The organism is Nocardia sp. NPDC102475 (genome assembly GCF_055584605.1).
This window is the reverse complement of the sequence record NZ_JBVJLS010000006.1, coordinates 1-17,953: the sequence shown is the minus strand read 5'-3', so window position 1 is coordinate 17,953 and position 17,953 is coordinate 1. Positions and strand designations below refer to the sequence as shown.

The following is a 17,953-nucleotide window of genomic DNA, read 5'->3' as shown; positions in this document are numbered from 1 at the left end:
ACCGTTCCAGGCACGCGGGAATAGAGCAGCCATCGCGACCGGCAAGGAATATCGGGGCGGCATCGCGACCGAATAACGATCGGCCGGTGTGTAGATTGCCGCGGATCGTTCAGTGTGCGGTGATGAACCGTCCGAGTTGGGGCACGGCTTCGCCGGGGTGTCTGGCTTGGAATCCTTCGCCGAGAGCCTGAGTTTCCAGTCGGTACCCACGCGGTACACCTTGGCCATGGTGATAGCGGTGAACGGCATGCCACCGGCCAAGGTGTAGCGGGCCAACTCGGTGTCGGTGGTGGCGTCGATCAGGCGGCAGAAAGCATTGCTGACTTGTTCGAAGGTGTGTCCCTGATCGGAGCTGACGATAAACAGCTGCGTCGTGATGTGCGCCGGGACCCGGGTAAGGTCGACGAGGATGATTTCGTCGTCGCCTTCGCCTTCTCCGGTGAGGTTGTCGCCTTGGTGGCGGATGGAGCCGTCTTTGGAGGTGAGTTGCCCGTAGTAGGCGACATCGACCAAATGTGCGTCGGCGAACATCGCAACCCACGCGTCGAGGTCGACCTCGAATGTGCGGCTTGCGAATAGACCGCGCTTCTTCTTCACTGGATCCCAGCCCAGCCCCATCGTGATGCGAGTCAGGGCGCATCTATCGTCGGTTGCTGGATGAGCAGGGCATGACCGGTGTGTCCTATGTTGCTGCACCGGCATCTGCGCCACGACCACGTTGTTGCCGGACTCGCCACCGCCCTTCAGGCCGGGGCGTTGACCGCGGACGCGGACGCGCTGGAGGCGTGCAAGGCCGCCGAGTTCGATACCGCACCCGACGTCAACGCTGCGATCTCCGATGCCGACCCGGCGTCGCCGGTCGCCTCGCTGACCGCGTGCTGACTCGCACAACTACCGCCCGACACGCGACCACTGCCGTCAGTGCAGCCCTATGACGAATTGCTGCGCCTGGCACCACGATCGAGAGGATGACCCGATGGACGCACCCCGCCGCCGCGGACTGACCGAGCAAGCCGCCGACGCTGCGGTCGACACCGCTTGCAGGATGTTGCGGCTGCCCACCATCCGCGCTCAGTTCGACGAGATGGCCGATCTGGCATCCCGCGAGCAGATGACCTACCACGGATTCCTGGCCGAGTTGCTGATGGCCGAATGCGACGACCGTGCGCGTCGCCGTTCCGAGCGCCGTATCCGCGGCGCGGGATTCCCGCGCGAGAAGTCGCTGCGGGCCTTCGGCTTCAACGCCAACCCGCACATCGACGCCGCCATGATCCACACCCTCGCCAAATGCGAATGGATTGCCCGCAATCACACTGGCGCGCAGTTCTTTCGAGCCAACACCCCGAGCTTGGTACGTCGATGGAATCGTTTGTTGAACATCGGTCTGGTTGCACCGATTCGCCAGGACGACCGCGCCGATGCGGTGTTCAACAAGCGTGTCGAAAACGGTTGGTGTTCAACACGTCCTGTCAGACCTTTCTCGTACAGTCCGGGGCATCGACAACCCGACCCGCGCTCTCGACCTCGCAGAACCGCTTGCCCTCGACGGTGAGGCGCTCGATCCGATCGGCGGCGGTGGCGCCTTTGTCGGCTACGGGCGGGTCTCGCCCCAGGGCTAGCTGCTCGACCGCCAGGTCGCTGCGCTCACCACGGCCGGGTGCCCCGCAGGATCATCTGGAGGAATACAATTCGAGCGGTCACAGCATCGGCAGGCGATCCACGCGCCATCGGAATACCCCGCGACCTGTGACTCTCTATGAAATCATCACCGCCACAACCAAATTCATCAGCATGATCACGCCCGACGTCGCCCCTTCTCGACTTCCTGCCCGCTGCCTCCAGAAACACGGCAGGACTTCCCCGAAGGCCAGCAATATTCGGGAAGTCGATACAGCGCACCTGCGGTGATCCCGACCTCCTCGGCGATTCGCGCCATCGACACATCTCGTGTTTCGGATGTGCCCATATCGTCTGACCGACAGGTGATAGCGCGTACTCTTATCGACCGGCTCAAAGGCAACGCACATCAGGGGGTTCCGATGTCGGCACGCTTGCTGGTCTCGTCGATGCTGACGGTTCTCGGGATCGGTGCTGCGCTCCTCGGCGGTGCCGCGCCAGCGAATGCCGCGCCCCGTCCGGATCCGTGGGTCCAGGGTCAGATCGATGAACAGAGCGAGGATGTCCCCGGATTCCTGCGCTCCATCGAAGTGTCGGGTGTGGACCGAGATGGTATCTCCGATGCCGATCTCGTGATCAAAGGACACCGGATCTGCAACCAGATCTACAGCGCACGTGGCGATCTCAGCAGCGCAGCACTGCCCAACACCCGTGCCGACGACTTCCACACGATGGAAGTCGTTGCCGGAGCCAGTATCAAGTACCTGTGCCCGCCAGCCGCCGAATTCGGCGCGGGCCTCGCCGATATGGCCCCCTAGGCGTCACTTCTCCAGCAAGCAGGTAGTTGTTCCACCCTCGCGCGGGGACGTGGATTTGCGAGATAGTTCCGAGGCGAGGTCGATCCACACGGCGCCGCTGCATGGCCAGGCCCAGTCCAGCACGTCCACGCTGCCGTCGTTGCGGTACAGCATGTTGTCGGGGCTTGCCCCGACATCTCGGCTTGCACTCACCCCCACCCATTGGCATGTCAGACTAGCCCGAGCAATCGACACCACAACTCATTGACCCCGGGGCCACTTCCTATGCAGCCAGACCGACCGGCGAGGATCCCAACCGACTACGTCACCCGGCAGTCGATCCGGATCATCGCCAACGGATACCGAGACTACAGAGCCGACAGCATCACCGAGCCGGACTACACCTTCCCGTACCCGTACCCGTTCCCAGACCGCGACAACCCGATGCTCGAATACCTCGTCCACAAAGCCAAGGACCTGGAGGACGCAGACGGACATCCCCCGTACATCTGGCTGGCCGTACACGCATGGTACGAGGGCGTCCTGAGCGCTCTCGCCACCCCGCCCCAGTCCCACGAATAGGCAGCAGAACCTACATCGGCCGATGCCCGTACCGGGCCGAACAAATATGAAACCCAAACCGTGGGGTTTCCGTGGGGCTGGGCCAAATGAAACAGGTCAGGACCGGTGCAATACCGATCCTGACCTGGGATTTCAGTGGACCTTGGGGGACCTTACTACAACACGAAAACGCAGGTAGAAGCTCTGGAAACCCTGGTCCACAAGCTTCCCGACATTGCGACAACCACCCAGCCGCCTGCGGAACGGCCCGCTCGGCGGCGGGCACGGCAACTCGACGCCGACCATGTCGCGGAACTGATCACTCGCTACCAGACCGGATCCAGCGTGTATGAACTCGCCGCCCGATTCCGCATCGAACGACGCACGGTCAGCAACATCCTCCACCGGCACGATGTGCCGATGCGACGCCGCGGCCTGTCCCCCGACCAGGTCCAGACCGCCATCCACCTCTACCAGCTCGGCTGGTCACTCACCCGCGTTGGACAACACCTCGGCGTAGCCCACACCACCATCCTGGCCGCGCTCCGCCAAGGGAGAATACCCACCAGAGACACCCACGGAAGACCTCGGTAGCGGACGCATGGCTGTGCTCTCCATCCGACTAACAGCACTGGGCCGACTCCGGGTAATCGATCCGGCTTCTTCACGCGCCGTGCCCAGCACGACGAGCGGAGTCGACCAGCTTCGGATTTTGTCGAACATCAGCGAGTCTCTTTATCGTGCCGACTGCGACCTGCGGGCGAAAGCGAAAGCCGAACGTGATCGGTGCCGGGCTGGCGAGCCGGAGGGAAGGGTGGAAACTGCTGAATATGGTGTGGCGCAGTCCCCCAGTTGTGGTTTCGAAAACTGAGGTTTACGTTCCCACGTGGATGTAGGCGGCCCACAGGGATGGTGTTGTCGGAAACTTGTCGCGCATGCTATGGATAGCCTGGTGTAGCGCGCGGGCGGCTCGTCCGACGTTGTCGACGCGATCACTGGGCGTGTTGCCGAGTGCGTCGTAGAACCGGGTGGCGACATCGACGGCGACGTAGTCGTTGATCGACCAGAGAGTGCCGATGACATGGGGGTAGCCGGCCATTTGAAATGCCGAGGTCAGGTGAATCGCTTCGTCGGGCAGAGCGGCACTTGTGGTGGCGGTTTGGCAGGCCGACAGATACGCGAGCCGGGCGTGGTCGAGATGGATCGGCTGGAGGCCGGCAACGGTCAGCGGCGTTGTTTCGTGGTCGTGCAACAGCAGTTCGCTGCGCGACGGATCATCGGTATCGCTGACGCCGTGGCGGGCGAAGTGCGCGATGGGGCTTTCGGCCAGCAGCCGCAGCACGGTCGCCGTGGTCGGCAACTCGGAAGCCGAAAGTGTATGAACCGCAGAATCAACCATCCTGCAGCACAACGAAATACAACTGTCGTGCTAGTGCTGCGTTCCTCAATGATCATGTATCTTGTTGTCGGTCTTGTTGATTCGGGTGTCATGGGGTGAGTTCTGCCGAAGGTGCTGGTCGCGCGACCTGCGCGGGATGTGTTGGAGGAGCGGAAGATTCGTAGGCTCGCTGGTGCTCGGCATGCTCCGGGTGATTGGATTCGTCGGGCGCGGATGATCACGGCGAGCTGGGACGGGAAGTCCACCGCGGTGATCGCGGGTGAGTTGGGTTGTCATCCGCAGACGGTGCGTGAACGCTTGCACCGGTTCAACACTCACGGCCTGGAGGGGCTGGGCGATCGGCAGGGGTCGGGGCGTAGACCTCGCCTGACCGAGACGGAGCGCAGTCGTATCGTGGCTTTGGTTGCCACGACGCCACCGGGGCGGTTGACGCGGGGATCCGACGGCGCTCTGGAAGCCGAACAAAAGGGGGCACCGTCGAGCTGGACGCTGGATTCGCTGACCGCGGCCGTGCGCGCCGAGGGCATTGTCGTGGCTCGTAGTCAGGTGCGCAGAATACTTGTGGCAGAAGGGATCAGGTGGCGTCGGCCGCGGTCGTGGACGACGAGCAAGGACCCGTACTTCGTCCCAAAAGAACCCACATCGTCGGTCTCTACACGCAGCCACCGGCCGGGGCCACGGTAGTCTGCGCCGACGAGCTGGGCCCGGTCTCGCCCCGTACTTTCGGACCCGCGCCGGGGTGGTCGGTCGATGGGCACCGTGTCAAGGCGCCCCTGGAATACTCGCGAGGTCCGGACAAGATCTGGGTCTACGGATCGATCCGCGTCCGCGACGGCCAAGCGGTCACGCTCACCGCCGGCTCACGCAACAGTGTGAATTATCAGAGTTTCCTCGAGCTGATCGAAGAGGCAAACCCAGTCGGTGACATCTATGTGATCACCGACAACCTCTCCAGTCACAACAGCAAATCCACCCGAGAATGGCTCGAGGATCACCCTCGGATCAAACATGCCTTCATCCCGGTCGGGGCGTGCTGGCTCAACCTGCAAGAGCCGTGGTGGCGGATCTTTCGGCGAGAAGCTTTCGCAGGTCAGACCTTCGCAGACCACACAGAGATCGACCAAGCCACCCGCCAAGCCACCGCCGCCCTCAACGCCCGCGCACGACCATGGGTATGGGGTCGACCCGCCCCGAAACCAAGGACCCTACGCCGTCGTTTTATCTATCACCTTTGAGGAACGCAGCACTAGAAGAAGGAAGAGGCTGCCCGCCTGACGGATTGGGCGTGCTGCCGCCTGGAACCATCCCAGGGGAATAGACCGACGACTGCGATCGCTTCGCCGTGGATCCTCCCATGGGGCGATCACAACGTGAAGGCAGCTTCTATGGTCAGCTGACCACGAAGAAACCGCAGGTCGTCACAATTCCAATCTGTCGGCATTCCCGCCAGGGGCACGAACCTGCAGCAACCGAACCAGAACCGTCACGCCACCGCTATTTGCCGATGACCAGCAGTTTTCGGTGTAGCAGAAGGTTGGCGTACTGGTCGATACCCCTTCGGACACCAGTTGACGCGAAAGATGTTGTGCTGCAACATCTTTAGCGCATTCCATCGACTTGAATCCCTACGGAGTGGGCCCAAGGTGCGAGCAGGTGAGGCGCAGGGTCAGCCCATTGGCCGTATGACAAAACCGCGGGCAAACAGATTCTGCGCAAAGGGCTTTCGCCGTTAGCGACAACCATCAGCACCGAGCAATCGGCACCGGTGATCGCCGGGATGCGACTGCGCGCGGGCAAGACCGGTTCCGGGAAAGGCGCCGGACGCATGGTCGCGCAGGCGATCGCGACCGCCTGCGCTTCACCGACTCGGCCGAGCCCACCGCCGAAGCCGACATCACCCACCGCCGCCTTGCCGTGATCGAGACCATGTTCGCCGACCTCATCGACGGACCACTCACGCACATGCCCTCGGAACGGTTCGGCGCGAACTCCGCGTGGGTGCTGTGCGCGGCGATCGCCCACAACCACCTCCAGTGGGCACCGCGACCGGTTTGACAGGTTCCCGCCCTCCGGACACACTCAAACATCGCGTCGCACAGGGGGCGGCCGAGTTTCGGGGAGGGCCTTCGCTCATGGATATTCGTCACCGCCGCACGGTGCCTGTGTTGCTCGCCCTTCTCCTGGTTGCCGGGGTGGCCGGCTGTTCGCGGGGCACCGTGCGACAGTACAAAGCGGGATTCTCGGAGCTTCCCGCTCGCTGCTCCGACGCGTTGAAACCTGCCGAGCAGGCAACCAAGGCGTTCGCGGGCGAGGCGTACAGCTCCAGTCCCGAATTCCAGGACGCCGAGCGCAGAGTCGGGGACACGAGTCAGCATCTGACCTGTGCGATGAAGTTCGGTGGCTCAGTTCTGCGTGAACCCATCAAGCCTTACCGGACGCCGATGTGGCGAAACGTTTCGATCTCGTACTTTCTGTCCCTGTATCCCATCAGGGCGGACGAGACCCCCAAAAACCTCGTGGATTATGTCCCCGGATCGACTCTCCCCGACAGCCCGCGGCCTACACCCATCGCTGGTATAGGCGAGAACGCGATCACCTGGGTCAAGGAGAATAAGGGCGATCCGCCACGGGTCAGCGTGAAATTCAGCATTGACAACCTGATCGTGACAGTCGAGACGTGGGGCAAGGACTGGTCCGGAGTCCCCGAGACATTCCCTGTCGTCGACTCTCTGGAACTGCGAGCAGATTTGCGCACCGGTACCGAAGCGATCGCGAAAGCTGTTGCTCAACAAGCTCCGTCAGCACTACCGACAACAATGCTTACTCAGCCTTCGTTGACCAGCAGCACCAGCACGCCCACGACTACGAAGGCTTCCGATGGGCTGTGGGATCCCTGCGAGATCCCGGAGGAAAGCCTGACGGTTGCAGGGCTCGACGTGAAATCGCAATTCCGCGGCGACAAGCAGACCGGCAGTGCGATGTGCATGTGGCGCGGCGGATGGTATCGACTCCGGGTGGTCTACCAGGATGCACCGTTCGAATGGTCGGTCTATGAGAGCTCCACCTACGTGCGCCCGAAGCCAGTGACCATCGGCGATCGCCACGCGGTCCAGGTGCACTGGGACAATTCCGACAACTGGTGCGTCTTGGCTTTCGAGGTACCCCTGGAAGCGAATCTTCCTGATGCCGGCGGCCAAACGCTCACCTTCGAGGCCTCGTTGACCGAGGACCGATCCCAAACCGAGCTGTGCGACGAGCTGATCCGGGTGACGACCGCCGTAGCAGGATCCTTACCGCCGACCACCTGAGCGACCGGGCCCCATCGTGCTCGCCCTACGGCCGGCAAGCAGCTCAGCAGGTCCGCCCGAACTTACTTCTCCTAGGTGCGGCGCATCCGCGTGCACCACCACTCGTTTTCGTAGTTATAGGTCATCCTGAGCCTGAGTTGTCGGTGGATCGTCATCGTGGCCACCATCGCACCGCTGCGAGAACATGGCGCCGGCGCTGCGACCTACCTACTCGACAGCCGTCGCAGCGTATAGCCCGGCAACTGGGACAGCACCGCCAGTTTGCGGTCGATCTCGGCGGCGTATTCGTCGTTGAAGAAGTAGTCCGGCTCGACCTTGAAGAACTTTGCCGGGCGCGGCCACCGTCTCCGGGAAGGGTTCGGTTAGGTCTCCCGAACGCAGTTGCCGGATATACGGTTTCGACATCGGATGCCCGCGGCTGTCAGCGCTGCCGCGACCTCGGCGTTGGTGTGCGGCTTACCCCCGGCGGATACACGGTTTCGAACAGCTTGTTCAACCGTCCCGCAAAGTCCTTGCCTGCTCGGTCCATCGAACATTCCTCGAATTCCGAGCCTCGATTGCCGACAAGTCGGGGTAACCTTGCGGCAAATTCGGGCCACCGGCGCGGGCCGACCACGGATTCCCAACATGCAGACTTCCCACCATGGATACGGAAGGCAGCGGATGACCTACCGGACCATTGTCGGCGTTCAGATCCTGTTGATTCGTGACGGAGCCGTGCTGTTGGCTCGGCGACGCAATACCGGTTTCGCGGACTCGAAGTGGAACGCACCTGGGGGCAAGCTCGAAGAAGGCGAGGACGTCGTCTCGGCGGTGCTCCGGGAAGCCAGGGAGGAGATCGGCGTTCATCTCCGGCACAACGAGGTTCGGATGACCTCGTCGATACACATCCAGGCACCGAAGGGGCAGTACCGGGTGCTGTTCATCTTCAGCGCGGACAGCTGGACCGGCCAACCCTACAACCGGGAACCCGACCTCTGCTCGGAGCTGGACTGGTTCCCCCTGGAGGACCTGCCGGGCGACACCATCCTCAGCACCCGCGCCGGAGTCGAATTACTCCAGCGCGGTGAGCATTTCGGGGTGTACGGCTGGCCTGACCCAGAGCTGCAAACGCACGACCACCGCGTCGGCCAGATACCTGCTCCGGTGAGAGGCTAGTGCCTCGCCGGCTCGAGCATGGCCGCGGCGGTGAGTTCGACGGAGCGGACGCGGTCGTCGATTTCGGTGGCGTGGTGGGCGAGGATGAGTTCGTCGGCGTGGCTGGATGCACGCGCATTCTCACGATGCCGCCAATCCCGCAGTGGCACAGTCGAACACGCTTGTCTCTGGTCCGTTCACCGGATACTCGGCGTCTAACTTGTCCGTCGGTTCCAGCATCTTGGCCACATCTCCATCACAGGCTCACCTGGCCCGCGTCAGCACCTTTCGAGCTCGGACACACAGTGTCGGCACCGAATATCACATAGCCATCAAGTCGCTGCCCCGTCATCATCGACGTAGTCGGAGGTACCCGGCTGCGGCACGTCCAGCTCACGCAGACGCGCGAGGCGGCCGGAATCGCGCGAAGAGCATTCTTGGACCACGCCACCGCGCATCGATGCCCGTTGCGTTTGCGGTCGTAGGCAGACGGACACAGGATGCGGTCCGTGTAGCTCCCGGCATCATGCCGCCCCTCGTATTGCCGGCCGGCCGGTCGAGCTTCTCCGACTCCATGACTCCACGCATGGCCATACGCTGAGCGCGGCCGGCCGTCAGGCTGTGGGAAATGACACGTTGTCTCTTACAGCGTGTAGACCAGCGTGAGGACCTCCTGCTGGGCTTCTTTCGCGTGGCCCGAGATCCCCGCGAGCCCGCCCGTGCCGGAACTCGGGACAATGGACCCGAAGCTGCTCTGCTGGGCTCCTTCGGCCAGACCGCCGTGCTGGATGACGAAGGTGCCCGCACGCCCGTCGAGCGTGCCCTCGATCCGCTCGGAGGCCACATAACCGGCCCCGGCATCTCCCTGGGCTGTGAGTACCTCGACCACGCCCGAGCCTTCGATCGCGCCGTGGTAGCGCTTACGGATCCTGACTCTGGTCAGCTTGGGCCCCTCGTCCGGTTCCTCGTAGGCGATCTCGTCCCATTCGATGATCTCGAAAGACGCGTCTATCGTGCGGCTTATCTGCTGATCGGTCATGTGTTTCTCCTCCGTGGTGCTGGCGGGTGGGATGGTCAGGCGGCGATGCGGGCGAGTGCGCCGGTTTCCAGTGCTGTCCACAGTGCGCCGTCGGGGCCGAGCGTGATGCCGTGTGGCTCCGCGCCGGGGGTGGGTAGATCGTGGATGTCGATGACGCCGTCCAGGGTGATCGAGCCGATGCGGTTGCCGGCCCATTCGGTGAACCACAGGGCGCCGTCGCCGCCGGGGGTGATGGCGTGCGGTCGGCCGGCGCTGTCGGGCAGCGGAAACTCGGTGATCGCGCCGTCCGATGTGATCCGTCCGGTCTGGCCGGCGGCGATTGCGGCGAACCAGATGGCGCCGTCGGGACCTGTGGTGATCCCGACCGGCGCGGCTGCCGGGGTGGGTAGCGGGTGGACGGTGACCGTGCCGTCGGTGCCGATCCGCCCGATCGCGTTGGCCTGGTTCATGGTGAACCACATGTGGTGATCCGGCCGATCCGGTGGGACCGGTACTCGGTGAACCAGAGCGCATCGTCCGGCCCGGGCACGATGATCGTCGGCCCGCAGCCCGGCTCGAGCTGGTGATAGCTCAGTTCCCCGCCCGGCACCAGCCGGCACTGCGGACCATGGTGAACCACAGCGCGCCGTCCGGGCCTTTAGTGATCGCGTACGGGCCGCCGTCGGCCACCGCGTACTCCTCGATCGATACTTGCGTCATGCGGTCTGCTCCAGTCCATGATCGGCGGCGATGCATGCGATGTCAGCGGGGGTTCCCGCCATGATGGTGCGGGCGTGTTCGGTGACCAGATCGGCGGGCCAGTCCCACCAGGCGGCGCGGCGGAGCCGTTCGATGTCGGCCTCGTGGAAGCGTCGCCGGATCGGTTCGGCCGGGTTGCCGCCGACGATCGTGTAGGGCGGGACGTCGGTGGTGACCATCGCGCCGGCCGCGATGATGGCGCCGTCGCCGATCCGCACACCGGGCATGACGATCGCCTGGTAGCCGAACCAGACGTCGTTGCCGACGACCGTGTCACCGCGGCTGGGCATGGCGGTGACGATGTCCAGGGTCTGCTCGGCCCACCGGCCGCCGAACATGGTGAACGGGAATGTGGACACTCCCATCGTCGGATGCGCGGCGCCGGCCATCAGGAACCTGGTTCCCGAGGCGATTGCGCAATACCTGCCGATGGTCAAACGCTCCGGCCCGTAGGCGTAGAGCACGTTGCGGTCCTCGAAGCTCGTCGCGCCGTCCGGGTCGTCGTAGTAGGTGTACTCGCCCACGATGATCTTCGATGAGGTGATCAGCGGTTTCAGGAACACCACGCGGTCGTGCGCAGGCAGTGGGTGAACGGTGGTCGGATCAGGTGACAACGTCGGCTCCTTCGCGGGTTGCGGGTCGTGATACCGGAAACGGTCCAGGCCGCGCGCGTGCATGGTCGCCATCGGCAGGAACGGCACGTGTCGTGCCGAAAGGGATGGCGCGGTCAGTTTGGTGGGACGGTGCGACTTCTGTCAAAACGGCACGTGCCGTTCTACTAATGTGACGGTATGACTGCTAACCGGAACACCGGAGCCGCCGACCGGACCGAGACCATCATGCGGACCACGCTGGACATGGCCCAGGAGATCGGTTACGTCAAGCTCAGCATCGAGGCAGTCGCAGCCCGCGCCGGCGTCGGCAAGCACACGATCTACCGTCGCTGGCCGTCCAAGGGCGCCCTGTTCCTCGACGCGGTGCTGTCGGTAAACGAGCCCGTGCTCGACTACCCCGACACCGGCGATATCGTTGCTGACCTGCGTGAACAGATCCACGCTGCCGTCGATCTGCTGAGCCGGCCACCGTTGGGCCCGCTGTACCGAGCCCTGATAGGTGAGGCCCAGCACGACCCCGCAGTCGCCGCCGCACTCAATGACCGATTCATCACCCCCCAGGCGGACAAGACCGTCTCACGGCTGAAGGCCGCCCGTGACCAAGGGCAGCTGGCACCCGACTTCGATCTGGACCTGGCCATGGCGATCCTGTCGGGCCCCCTGTACTTCCGGCTTCTGATCACCCAACAACCGGTGACGCACGACCACGTCGACCGCGTGCTCGAAGCCCTTTTTGCCGGAATGAGGCCGAGGCGCTGAGGCGGGCAACGACTCAGCGCCTGCCTCCGTCCCGCGACCCGCACCGGACACCACTACATCGATCTAGCCCGCGCCCACCCGATCGTGCAGCAGCCTCGTCGGCCGCATCCGCCGCCGCGCCGTTCTTTGAGGCCGGCCGGTAGGCGTTCGGCAGGCAAAAACCATGGCGTGATCCGCCAATTCGTCGGCGTGCCGCTCTGCTGGCACGCCGGAGACCACCGTGCGCTCCCCAAGCGTCGGCTGGTTTGTCGCTCGGCACGCGGCTCTTCCGGATGTTCTGCGCCGCAGTTGATCTCAGCGGGTAGCCCGCTCGTTCAGCGGTATTGGAGTGTGTTCGCCGATAGACTATGCTTCGCTCCGCCCGACCGGGGATGAAGCGTCCGAGTCCCGGCAGTCGCTTTTATCCAATACTGCGACTCGACCAGCCTGGTTGCCTTGAACCTTGTGTTCGGCCACCGCCTGCACGTACTCGATTCATACTCGCCGACCGGCCGACCCTCGACATAGGAGACCTCTTGCCACCCAACCTGGCCCTGAAGGTAATGAACATCGCGCACCGCAGCCTGCTCCGGGCCAGCGGCGGGAAGTTGGGCAACTCCTTCAGTGGTATGCCGTCGCTGGAACTGACCACGGTCGGACGGAAGTCGGGACGACCGCACACGGTGATGCTCACCGCCCCGCTGATCGACGGCGACACGATCGTCGTCGTGGCGTCCCGCGGTGGTGATCCGGTCCATCCGGCGTGGTATCTGAATCTGCGAGACCGGCCCGAGGTCGACGTGTCGTTCCGCAGCAGCCCCCGTCAACGCATGACCGCCCGGATCGCGACCGTGGAGGAACGGGCCGAGCTATGGCCGAAAGTGACCGCGAGATATGACGGCTACGCCGCCTATCAGCGGCGCACCACTCGCGAAATTCCGCTGGTCCTGCTGACCCCAAGGGACTGAACAGATCCGACGCAGACCAACCGCAGGGCCCCGCCCGCGAAGCCGACGCGGCGGGCGACACCCTCGCATTGGCAGAACAGCCGCACAGAATTCGGCCGCACCCAACGCTCGACCGCCGCGGTGTGTTCGTGCAATGCCACACAACAAAGAAGCCGCAGGTCGACGACCTGCGGCTTCTTCAGTGAGTGGGCCTAACGCTCCACAACCCGAACATACTGACGGTCGATGGCCCAGAGATTCGGATCACGCCGGTAGGCGTTCGGCAGGTAGAAGCCAGGGCGTGACCTGCTGAAATCCGCCGATTTGTCGGCGTGCCGCTCCGCTGGTGCTTCGGAGACCACCGCGCGGATCCCCAAGCGTCAGCTGGGTTGTTCGCTCGGTACGCGGCATATTGCTTGGGCAGCCGAGTAACGCGCGCGGCTCGGTCTCATCGACTGTCGTCGATGCGGAAGAGCGGGCCGGGCCGTGTCGCAGCGGCATTTGCGGCCTTGCGACATGACGTGAACGAGGCAGTCAGGTTCGTGGTTACTGGAAAGAGCGCCGGAGCGGGCAGTGAGCTGGAGTCCTACACTCGGGGTGGTTCGACCATCCGGTAGGGAGTGCGGATCGTGTTGTGCGGCTGTGGGTTCGGTCGTGTTTCGTTCTTCGTGTGGGGTGGTGTTCGCGACTCTGGTGGCAGGTTCATGCGGGCGGGTGAGTCGATGCCGTCGGCGGCCACGACCAGGCCGTCGGCGGCCAGTACGTGCCCGTCGGTGCGGACGATGACGTGGTCAGGCTCCAAAAGTGTGGCGGGCTTCGTTGTGTACCTCTTCGGACAGAGCGACCACTGGCACCCCCTCAGCTGGTTTCGGGATGGACAGATGCCCGCTGTCGAGCAGGTCGGACACGACGATCTTCGCCACTGAGGGCGGCATGTTCAGCAGGGCCGCGATCTCGGCGATCGACATCGAGACCTCTTTGCTGCACAAGGACGTGACACGGCGGGCGTCGGGCGTGGCGGCCGCTGTGAGTTCCGCCGCGGCCACGACCAGGGTGACCAGATCCAGCTCCCGGGTGCTACTGGCACGCCCGCCGGTACGGACGTACGCACGGACCAAGTCCGGATCGGACCGGAAGACCCCCTTAGTCGTTGCAGGGTGCCGTAGTACCGTTTCGGGGTGGGTGTGCGCGGCGGTGGCCTCGTTGAAGCTGCTGGTGGCAAGTAGCTCCCGCACCAGGGCGCGGCGCGCGCGCGCAAGTGTGTCAGCGACCGGGTCGGGGCAAGTGTGGGCGGCGGTGGTCTCATTGGCGAGTTCACCGAAGCTGCTGGTGGCCAGTAGTTTCCGCATCAGGGCGCGGCGGGTCTCGTCGGTGTCCATACCTACCTCCTTCCTCGCCGCAAGACATCGAGTAGCGGGTGCGCGTCCATCAATCGGGACCAGCGCTGCCCGACCGCTTTCGGGGTGAGCCCAACCCGAACAGCGATCTCCTTATCGGATTCGGCGGCGATCTTGCCGCGCACGATCGCGTGACTGGTCGAATCCAGGCCCAGGAGAGAAAGTGCTTCCGTCACCGCCTGCTCGTCGCGACGCTTCTCGCTGGCCTGGTCATCAGCGACGGCCATCTGCACCACCTCCGCGACAGCAGGGTCGTCGAGGCTCACGGTGCCTGGCGCAGAACGATGATCCTGGCAGAACTCCTTGAATTCGCTTACGAAGGCGTACTTGCAGCCGTCTATGAACCAGGTGGCCATTAGGGTGCCCTGGTTGGGTCGCCATCCCTGGCCCTTCAGCCATCCGCCCTGAAGCCGGCTCAACGCCGTAGCCACAGTCATTCGGGCCAGTTCTTCACGCAACCCGGGGTCCTTGAGCAGCAGCAACTGCTGAATGCTGGGGCGCACAAGTATTCCGAGCATGGCGGTGTGGTAAAAGATGGCCCCGTTGCCGATCCAGGCTCGGATGATCGGCAAGGCCCGGCCCGCCAAGCCTTCGGCGAAGTCCTGCCACATGTCGCCGGTGAAACCAGCCTCACGCAGCAACTCATAGATCACGACATCGGTGGCCGCGGGCCGCATGGTCAAGACCGTGCCTTCACGCACGTCAGCACCGTCCGGTAGCGCGTCTGCCGGGTCAGGTACCCGCACTTCATAAGCTTCCAGCGCGTCGGTCGCCTCGGCTTCGGAGCCTGGCTTCGGCGGTACCGTGTAGCCGGTTCCGGACGACGAGTCGGTGCTTTCCCTATGTATCGGAGTCGGGGGAAGGTAGCTACGGATCGGAGTGATTCGCCGCAGCGTCGGTCGGGGCCGCGGATCCGAGTTGGTCATCGAGGCGGCCTCCGAGCGGCCTGTTTGCGGTCCAGGATGTGTGCGTTGCTCACGTTCAGGTGATATGCGCCGATCGGCCCGTCAATCCCCGCACGCAACAAATTTCTCGCTCACGACAGCAACGGGGATCTTTGCGAGGCGGCTGGCGTAGAACGTCCGCGATGAGCCCAATCCAGAAAGGACTGCTCATGACGGACACAATCATCACTCCCCAATCGGACGCGCGGTCGGCTGTCCCGAGTTGGCCGCAGGTCGCGCTGTACCTGGGACTTACCGCGTTGGCCTTCGGCTTCATCCTCGCCCATGGAAACCGAACCTCATACGGAGTCGCCTCGATCGCGATCGGGGTCATCATGGCGATCGGCACCGTCGTATTCCGCCCAAGCAAACGAACACTGTTGCGGGCCCGCAAGACCTTGGCGGAGAAGCTTGATCCTGGGAAGCCCTCGCCGACACCAACAGCGTGCACAATTACGTGACGGTCGACATTCGAGGGATACGACAGCAACCGATCGTTCGGTCCAGAGTCCAAGCACTGCTACAACGGGGTGGCAGACCGTGGCACCCGTAGTCGGCCGTGCCGCAGCAGCGCCACGCGGCCCGGCCCACCGGAACCGGTTCAGACGAATACTTGTCGTTCGTGCCGCCTCGCATCGGCTCGGCGGGAGAACCACCGGTACCACCGCGACCGGCATGTCGACGGAACCTGATCCGCGTGCCGTCGACATGGCAAATATCAGCGGAACGATTGCGTCGTTCGGCTGGACTAGCGACGTGCCCGGCCGATCTTCCTTGCGTCCCTTCCGACGCGCTGTAATCGGCGACTACGAGCGAGCGTTTGCCTCCCACCTGCCCGGAGCGCCGGGCCATGAAGCCCCCGGACAGCCCGGCTACGAACAGCACTCACTCAACCACCGCAATGTGTTCGGGCAATGCCACACAATAGGGAAGGTGCAGGCCGATGACCTGCGCCTTCCCTATTCAAGCCTAACGCTCCACAACCCGAACACTCCGACGGTCGATGGACCAGATATTCGGATCAAGCCGGTAGGCATTCGGCGGGTTGAAACCACGGCTTGACCGGCTGATTTCAACCGATCTGTGGCCGGTGGTCTCCGATACCGCGTCGGAGACCAACGCGCACACCCAAGCGTCAACTCGGGACATTCGCCCAGCTATGGGTGGACGTTCGTCTACTGCATCGCGTCCGGTGGCCACTATCAGCGCTCTTACCAGGAGAATCATCAATCACGAAGTCCGGCTGGATCGGTAGGCAGCGACTTCATGTAGTCCGCAATCTCGTCGTGCGTGACGACGATCGCCTCAGCGCGGCGGAACCAGTCCGACGCGGCGACACCGAGCGTGATCGCCAGCAGGATCACGTCGTGGACGAACGGCGCGGTTCGGCCCGCTAGCACAGACGTGAGTCCGTCCACCGATACCCCGGCTGCGGCGGCGATCTCCGGGACCGGGCGCCCATCGGCGGCGATGGCCGCGCGCATGTTCTCGGTCACCGTGGCGGTGAACTCCCCAGGGGCGGACTCGCTGATCTCAAGCTCCTCGGGCCGGTAACCGAGGTCGAACGAATCGTTATCCATGTTAACGACGACCTGTTCGGCCTCAAGCTCTACAACCGTCCCGTACAGGTCCGGTGCCGTGACACGCACCCGGTCGCCGGGACGAAACCGTACTGACGCTCCCTCAGGCCGCCGGTCGATATGGTTATCCATGAGCATTCCTCCCGTGATGTTGATGTTCTCTCAGCCGGTGAACCCGGGCGTGTGCTTCTGGCCACGCACACCCGCAACCGGCATAGCTGTACGACAACCGTTGTCGCCGTATCAGTTCCAGCAGATCGTCTGGGACGCCGGTCGTGGAGAGTAAGACAGTGAATTGATGTGCTGTAATTGCGCGGATAGCTCGCGCACCAGGATTGTCGGCGGCACGTCAATCCAGGATTGACGTGCTGTTGACAACGAAATCTGCTGCGCGACAATCGTATTGATTCACGAGGGTCACGCGGACGAACGTCTTGAACGAGCGGCGTATCGACATCGATGCTGAGTCCGTGAGCGATCCGAGACTCGGTAGACGGACCATCACCGTCATCGGCACGAACACCGGCACTGCGAGATACGTTGGCCTGAAATAGATTATCGATTCCTGACCGACAGGTAGCTGCCTCAACAGTGGCCGACGCATCGCGAGCGCTGACTGCCGCACGAATCCTTCAGTGTTCGTTCAATTCTCGAATGATCGACTCTTTATCCTGCCGACGAATGGCAAAGTTGCCGGACCGCGCCTGCCGCGCGGGCAACCATGCGCCGTCCACTCGACCTGGATCAGTACGATCTTCGGCCTATGAGCAACGAGCGAAGAGGGCCTGACAACGGCAACGACGCGGCGATCGAAACCATGAGCGAGGATCACTTGTCGCGGGCTGTGTTCGCGGTCCGGATCGCGCAACGTATCGCGCGAGCAGGCACCGGACCGAGCGCGGTGTTCGGTCTCGCAGGCCCCTGGGGAAGCGGCAAGACCTCGATGCTGAACATGATCACCGAAGCGCTGCGAGATATCCCGTCCGAGACCGGGATTTCGGCTCGTGGATGGTCGGTTGCGCATTTCACCCCGTGGGCCGCATCAGACATCCCTACCTTCTTTCTCGGGTGACTCGGGCCAGTCGTAGGGTCCTGGTGCCCAGGGGTGTCGGGTGTGGCTTTCAGACATCCGCCGCG

23 protein-coding genes and 4 pseudogenes are annotated in these 17,953 nt (G+C 63.7%); 15 read left to right on the top strand and 12 right to left on the bottom strand.

Annotation, left to right across the window (positions count from 1 at the left end; genetic code table 11):
• Positions 1-109: 109 nt before the first annotated feature.
• Positions 110-636: pseudogene (locus ACZ60G_RS12765) on the bottom strand (TerD family protein); the annotation flags it as partial.
• Between the two features lie 48 nt (positions 637-684).
• On the opposite strand from ACZ60G_RS12765, the gene ACZ60G_RS12760 reads away from it, so the two are divergent.
• From ACZ60G_RS12760 to ACZ60G_RS12740, 5 genes and pseudogenes are all read left to right on the top strand, one after another.
• Positions 685-882 (top strand): hypothetical protein, encoded by a 198-nt coding sequence (locus tag ACZ60G_RS12760; RefSeq protein ID WP_465809937.1) that lies wholly within the window; start codon positions 685-687, stop codon positions 880-882.
• 94 nt (positions 883-976) lie between these two features.
• A pseudogene (locus ACZ60G_RS12755) lies at positions 977-1,306 on the top strand (ATP-binding protein); the annotation flags it as partial.
• Between the two features lie 733 nt (positions 1,307-2,039).
• On the top strand, positions 2,040-2,435 hold the full coding sequence (locus ACZ60G_RS12750; RefSeq protein ID WP_465809935.1) for a DUF732 domain-containing protein: 396 nt from the start codon (positions 2,040-2,042) through the stop codon (positions 2,433-2,435).
• A gap of 264 nt (positions 2,436-2,699) precedes the next feature.
• Complete coding sequence (locus ACZ60G_RS12745; protein WP_465809934.1) at positions 2,700-2,996, top strand: hypothetical protein; 297 nt, start codon at positions 2,700-2,702, stop codon at positions 2,994-2,996.
• Positions 2,997-3,131: 135 nt separating this feature from the next.
• The gene (locus tag ACZ60G_RS12740; RefSeq protein ID WP_465809933.1) at positions 3,132-3,569 is read left to right on the top strand and encodes a helix-turn-helix domain-containing protein; all 438 of its coding nucleotides are present in this window, start codon (positions 3,132-3,134) and stop codon (positions 3,567-3,569) included.
• A gap of 280 nt (positions 3,570-3,849) precedes the next feature.
• On the opposite strand, the gene ACZ60G_RS12735 is transcribed toward ACZ60G_RS12740, so the two are convergent.
• Positions 3,850-4,374, bottom strand: a complete 525-nt coding sequence (locus ACZ60G_RS12735; RefSeq protein WP_465809931.1) for a CHAT domain-containing protein — start codon at positions 4,372-4,374, stop codon at positions 3,850-3,852.
• A 111-nt stretch (positions 4,375-4,485) separates the two neighbouring features.
• On the opposite strand from ACZ60G_RS12735, the gene ACZ60G_RS12730 reads away from it, so the two are divergent.
• The 4 genes and pseudogenes from ACZ60G_RS12730 to ACZ60G_RS12715 all read left to right on the top strand — a co-directional run bounded on the left by ACZ60G_RS12730 (position 4,486) and on the right by ACZ60G_RS12715 (position 7,682).
• Positions 4,486-5,058: a helix-turn-helix domain-containing protein gene (locus ACZ60G_RS12730; protein WP_465809929.1), complete on the top strand. Its 573-nt coding sequence runs from the start codon at positions 4,486-4,488 to the stop codon at positions 5,056-5,058.
• The gene (locus tag ACZ60G_RS12725) at positions 4,953-5,609 is read left to right on the top strand and encodes an IS630 family transposase (protein WP_465809927.1); all 657 of its coding nucleotides are present in this window, start codon (positions 4,953-4,955) and stop codon (positions 5,607-5,609) included. The genes ACZ60G_RS12730 and ACZ60G_RS12725 overlap by 106 nt, the downstream gene beginning before the upstream one ends.
• Before the next feature lie 434 nt (positions 5,610-6,043).
• Positions 6,044-6,414: pseudogene (locus ACZ60G_RS12720) on the top strand (hypothetical protein); the annotation flags it as partial.
• 92 nt (positions 6,415-6,506) lie between these two features.
• Positions 6,507-7,682, top strand: a complete 1,176-nt coding sequence (locus ACZ60G_RS12715) for a DUF3558 family protein (RefSeq protein WP_465809925.1) — start codon at positions 6,507-6,509, stop codon at positions 7,680-7,682.
• A gap of 206 nt (positions 7,683-7,888) precedes the next feature.
• Here the strand turns inward: ACZ60G_RS12715 and ACZ60G_RS12710 are convergent.
• Positions 7,889-8,211, bottom strand: a pseudogene (locus ACZ60G_RS12710) (transcriptional regulator); the annotation flags it as partial.
• 98 nt (positions 8,212-8,309) lie between these two features.
• On the opposite strand from ACZ60G_RS12710, the gene ACZ60G_RS12705 reads away from it, so the two are divergent.
• A complete protein-coding gene (locus tag ACZ60G_RS12705) occupies positions 8,310-8,840 on the top strand; it encodes an NUDIX hydrolase (protein ID WP_465809923.1) in 531 nt (176 codons plus the stop codon).
• On the opposite strand, the gene ACZ60G_RS12700 is transcribed toward ACZ60G_RS12705, so the two are convergent.
• The 6 genes from ACZ60G_RS12700 to ACZ60G_RS12675 all read right to left on the bottom strand — a co-directional run bounded on the left by ACZ60G_RS12700 (position 8,837) and on the right by ACZ60G_RS12675 (position 11,282).
• Complete coding sequence (locus tag ACZ60G_RS12700) at positions 8,837-8,989, bottom strand: hypothetical protein (RefSeq protein WP_465809921.1); 153 nt, start codon at positions 8,987-8,989, stop codon at positions 8,837-8,839. The genes ACZ60G_RS12705 and ACZ60G_RS12700 overlap by 4 nt on opposite strands.
• A 473-nt stretch (positions 8,990-9,462) precedes the next feature.
• Positions 9,463-9,858, bottom strand: coding sequence for a DUF3224 domain-containing protein (locus ACZ60G_RS12695; protein WP_465809919.1), 396 nt, complete (start codon positions 9,856-9,858; stop codon positions 9,463-9,465).
• Between the two features lie 35 nt (positions 9,859-9,893).
• Positions 9,894-10,319 carry a Vgb family protein gene (locus ACZ60G_RS12690; RefSeq protein WP_465809917.1) on the bottom strand — a complete coding sequence of 142 codons (426 nt, stop codon included), beginning with the start codon at positions 10,317-10,319 and terminating at the stop codon, positions 9,894-9,896.
• Positions 10,304-10,447 carry a hypothetical protein gene (locus ACZ60G_RS12685; RefSeq protein ID WP_465809915.1) on the bottom strand — a complete coding sequence of 48 codons (144 nt, stop codon included), beginning with the start codon at positions 10,445-10,447 and terminating at the stop codon, positions 10,304-10,306. The genes ACZ60G_RS12690 and ACZ60G_RS12685 overlap by 16 nt, the downstream gene beginning before the upstream one ends.
• Positions 10,429-10,557 carry a hypothetical protein gene (locus ACZ60G_RS12680; RefSeq protein WP_465809913.1) on the bottom strand — a complete coding sequence of 43 codons (129 nt, stop codon included), beginning with the start codon at positions 10,555-10,557 and terminating at the stop codon, positions 10,429-10,431. Before ACZ60G_RS12680 ends, ACZ60G_RS12685 begins: the two co-directional genes overlap by 19 nt.
• The gene (locus ACZ60G_RS12675; protein WP_465809911.1) at positions 10,554-11,282 is read right to left on the bottom strand and encodes a CatB-related O-acetyltransferase; all 729 of its coding nucleotides are present in this window, start codon (positions 11,280-11,282) and stop codon (positions 10,554-10,556) included. The genes ACZ60G_RS12680 and ACZ60G_RS12675 overlap by 4 nt, the downstream gene beginning before the upstream one ends.
• 105 nt (positions 11,283-11,387) lie before the next feature.
• Between ACZ60G_RS12675 and ACZ60G_RS12670 the strand changes: the two genes are divergently transcribed.
• Positions 11,388-11,969, top strand: coding sequence for a TetR/AcrR family transcriptional regulator (locus ACZ60G_RS12670; protein WP_465809909.1), 582 nt, complete (start codon positions 11,388-11,390; stop codon positions 11,967-11,969).
• A 515-nt stretch (positions 11,970-12,484) separates the two neighbouring features.
• Positions 12,485-12,916 (top strand): nitroreductase/quinone reductase family protein, encoded by a 432-nt coding sequence (locus ACZ60G_RS12665; protein WP_465809908.1) that lies wholly within the window; start codon positions 12,485-12,487, stop codon positions 12,914-12,916.
• Between the two features lie 770 nt (positions 12,917-13,686).
• Here the strand turns inward: ACZ60G_RS12665 and ACZ60G_RS12660 are convergent.
• Together ACZ60G_RS12660 and ACZ60G_RS12655 are read right to left on the bottom strand one after the other, a co-directional pair.
• On the bottom strand, positions 13,687-14,274 hold the full coding sequence (locus tag ACZ60G_RS12660; protein ID WP_465809906.1) for a DUF742 domain-containing protein: 588 nt from the start codon (positions 14,272-14,274) through the stop codon (positions 13,687-13,689).
• Between the two features lie 2 nt (positions 14,275-14,276).
• The gene (locus tag ACZ60G_RS12655) at positions 14,277-15,218 is read right to left on the bottom strand and encodes a hypothetical protein (protein WP_465809904.1); all 942 of its coding nucleotides are present in this window, start codon (positions 15,216-15,218) and stop codon (positions 14,277-14,279) included.
• Between the two features lie 188 nt (positions 15,219-15,406).
• Between ACZ60G_RS12655 and ACZ60G_RS12650 the strand changes: the two genes are divergently transcribed.
• Together ACZ60G_RS12650 and ACZ60G_RS12645 are read left to right on the top strand one after the other, a co-directional pair.
• Positions 15,407-15,697 (top strand): hypothetical protein, encoded by a 291-nt coding sequence (locus tag ACZ60G_RS12650; protein WP_465809902.1) that lies wholly within the window; start codon positions 15,407-15,409, stop codon positions 15,695-15,697.
• Positions 15,698-15,911: 214 nt separating this feature from the next.
• Complete coding sequence (locus ACZ60G_RS12645) at positions 15,912-16,298, top strand: hypothetical protein (RefSeq protein ID WP_465809900.1); 387 nt, start codon at positions 15,912-15,914, stop codon at positions 16,296-16,298.
• A gap of 164 nt (positions 16,299-16,462) precedes the next feature.
• Here the strand turns inward: ACZ60G_RS12645 and ACZ60G_RS12640 are convergent, their stop codons facing one another.
• Positions 16,463-16,948 carry a hypothetical protein gene (locus ACZ60G_RS12640; protein ID WP_465809899.1) on the bottom strand — a complete coding sequence of 162 codons (486 nt, stop codon included), beginning with the start codon at positions 16,946-16,948 and terminating at the stop codon, positions 16,463-16,465.
• Between the two features lie 631 nt (positions 16,949-17,579).
• On the opposite strand from ACZ60G_RS12640, the gene ACZ60G_RS12635 reads away from it, so the two are divergent.
• Complete coding sequence (locus tag ACZ60G_RS12635) at positions 17,580-17,888, top strand: P-loop NTPase fold protein (RefSeq protein ID WP_465809897.1); 309 nt, start codon at positions 17,580-17,582, stop codon at positions 17,886-17,888.
• Positions 17,889-17,953: the final 65 nt, after the last annotated feature.

Bases quoted from the DNA above. Each gene is read 5' to 3' on its own strand.
- ACZ60G_RS12760 (WP_465809937.1), top strand. From the start codon at position 685: ATGTTGCTGCACCGGCATCTGCGCCACGACCACGTTGTTGCCGGACTC.
- ACZ60G_RS12750 (WP_465809935.1), top strand. From the start codon at position 2,040: ATGTCGGCACGCTTGCTGGTCTCGTCGATGCTGACGGTTCTCGGGATC.
- ACZ60G_RS12745 (WP_465809934.1), top strand. From the start codon at position 2,700: ATGCAGCCAGACCGACCGGCGAGGATCCCAACCGACTACGTCACCCGG.
- ACZ60G_RS12735 (WP_465809931.1), bottom strand. From the start codon at position 4,374: ATGGTTGATTCTGCGGTTCATACACTTTCGGCTTCCGAGTTGCCGACC.
- ACZ60G_RS12715 (WP_465809925.1), top strand. From the start codon at position 6,507: ATGGATATTCGTCACCGCCGCACGGTGCCTGTGTTGCTCGCCCTTCTC.
- ACZ60G_RS12705 (WP_465809923.1), top strand. From the start codon at position 8,310: ATGCAGACTTCCCACCATGGATACGGAAGGCAGCGGATGACCTACCGG.
- ACZ60G_RS12695 (WP_465809919.1), bottom strand. From the start codon at position 9,858: ATGACCGATCAGCAGATAAGCCGCACGATAGACGCGTCTTTCGAGATC.
- ACZ60G_RS12690 (WP_465809917.1), bottom strand. From the start codon at position 10,319: ATGTGGTTCACCATGAACCAGGCCAACGCGATCGGGCGGATCGGCACC.
- ACZ60G_RS12680 (WP_465809913.1), bottom strand. From the start codon at position 10,557: ATGACGCAAGTATCGATCGAGGAGTACGCGGTGGCCGACGGCGGCCCG.
- ACZ60G_RS12675 (WP_465809911.1), bottom strand. From the start codon at position 11,282: ATGGCGACCATGCACGCGCGCGGCCTGGACCGTTTCCGGTATCACGAC.
- ACZ60G_RS12670 (WP_465809909.1), top strand. From the start codon at position 11,388: ATGACTGCTAACCGGAACACCGGAGCCGCCGACCGGACCGAGACCATC.
- ACZ60G_RS12660 (WP_465809906.1), bottom strand. From the start codon at position 14,274: ATGGACACCGACGAGACCCGCCGCGCCCTGATGCGGAAACTACTGGCC.
- ACZ60G_RS12655 (WP_465809904.1), bottom strand. From the start codon at position 15,218: ATGACCAACTCGGATCCGCGGCCCCGACCGACGCTGCGGCGAATCACT.
- ACZ60G_RS12650 (WP_465809902.1), top strand. From the start codon at position 15,407: ATGACGGACACAATCATCACTCCCCAATCGGACGCGCGGTCGGCTGTC.
- ACZ60G_RS12645 (WP_465809900.1), top strand. From the start codon at position 15,912: ATGTCGACGGAACCTGATCCGCGTGCCGTCGACATGGCAAATATCAGC.
- ACZ60G_RS12640 (WP_465809899.1), bottom strand. From the start codon at position 16,948: ATGGATAACCATATCGACCGGCGGCCTGAGGGAGCGTCAGTACGGTTT.
- ACZ60G_RS12635 (WP_465809897.1), top strand. From the start codon at position 17,580: ATGAGCAACGAGCGAAGAGGGCCTGACAACGGCAACGACGCGGCGATC.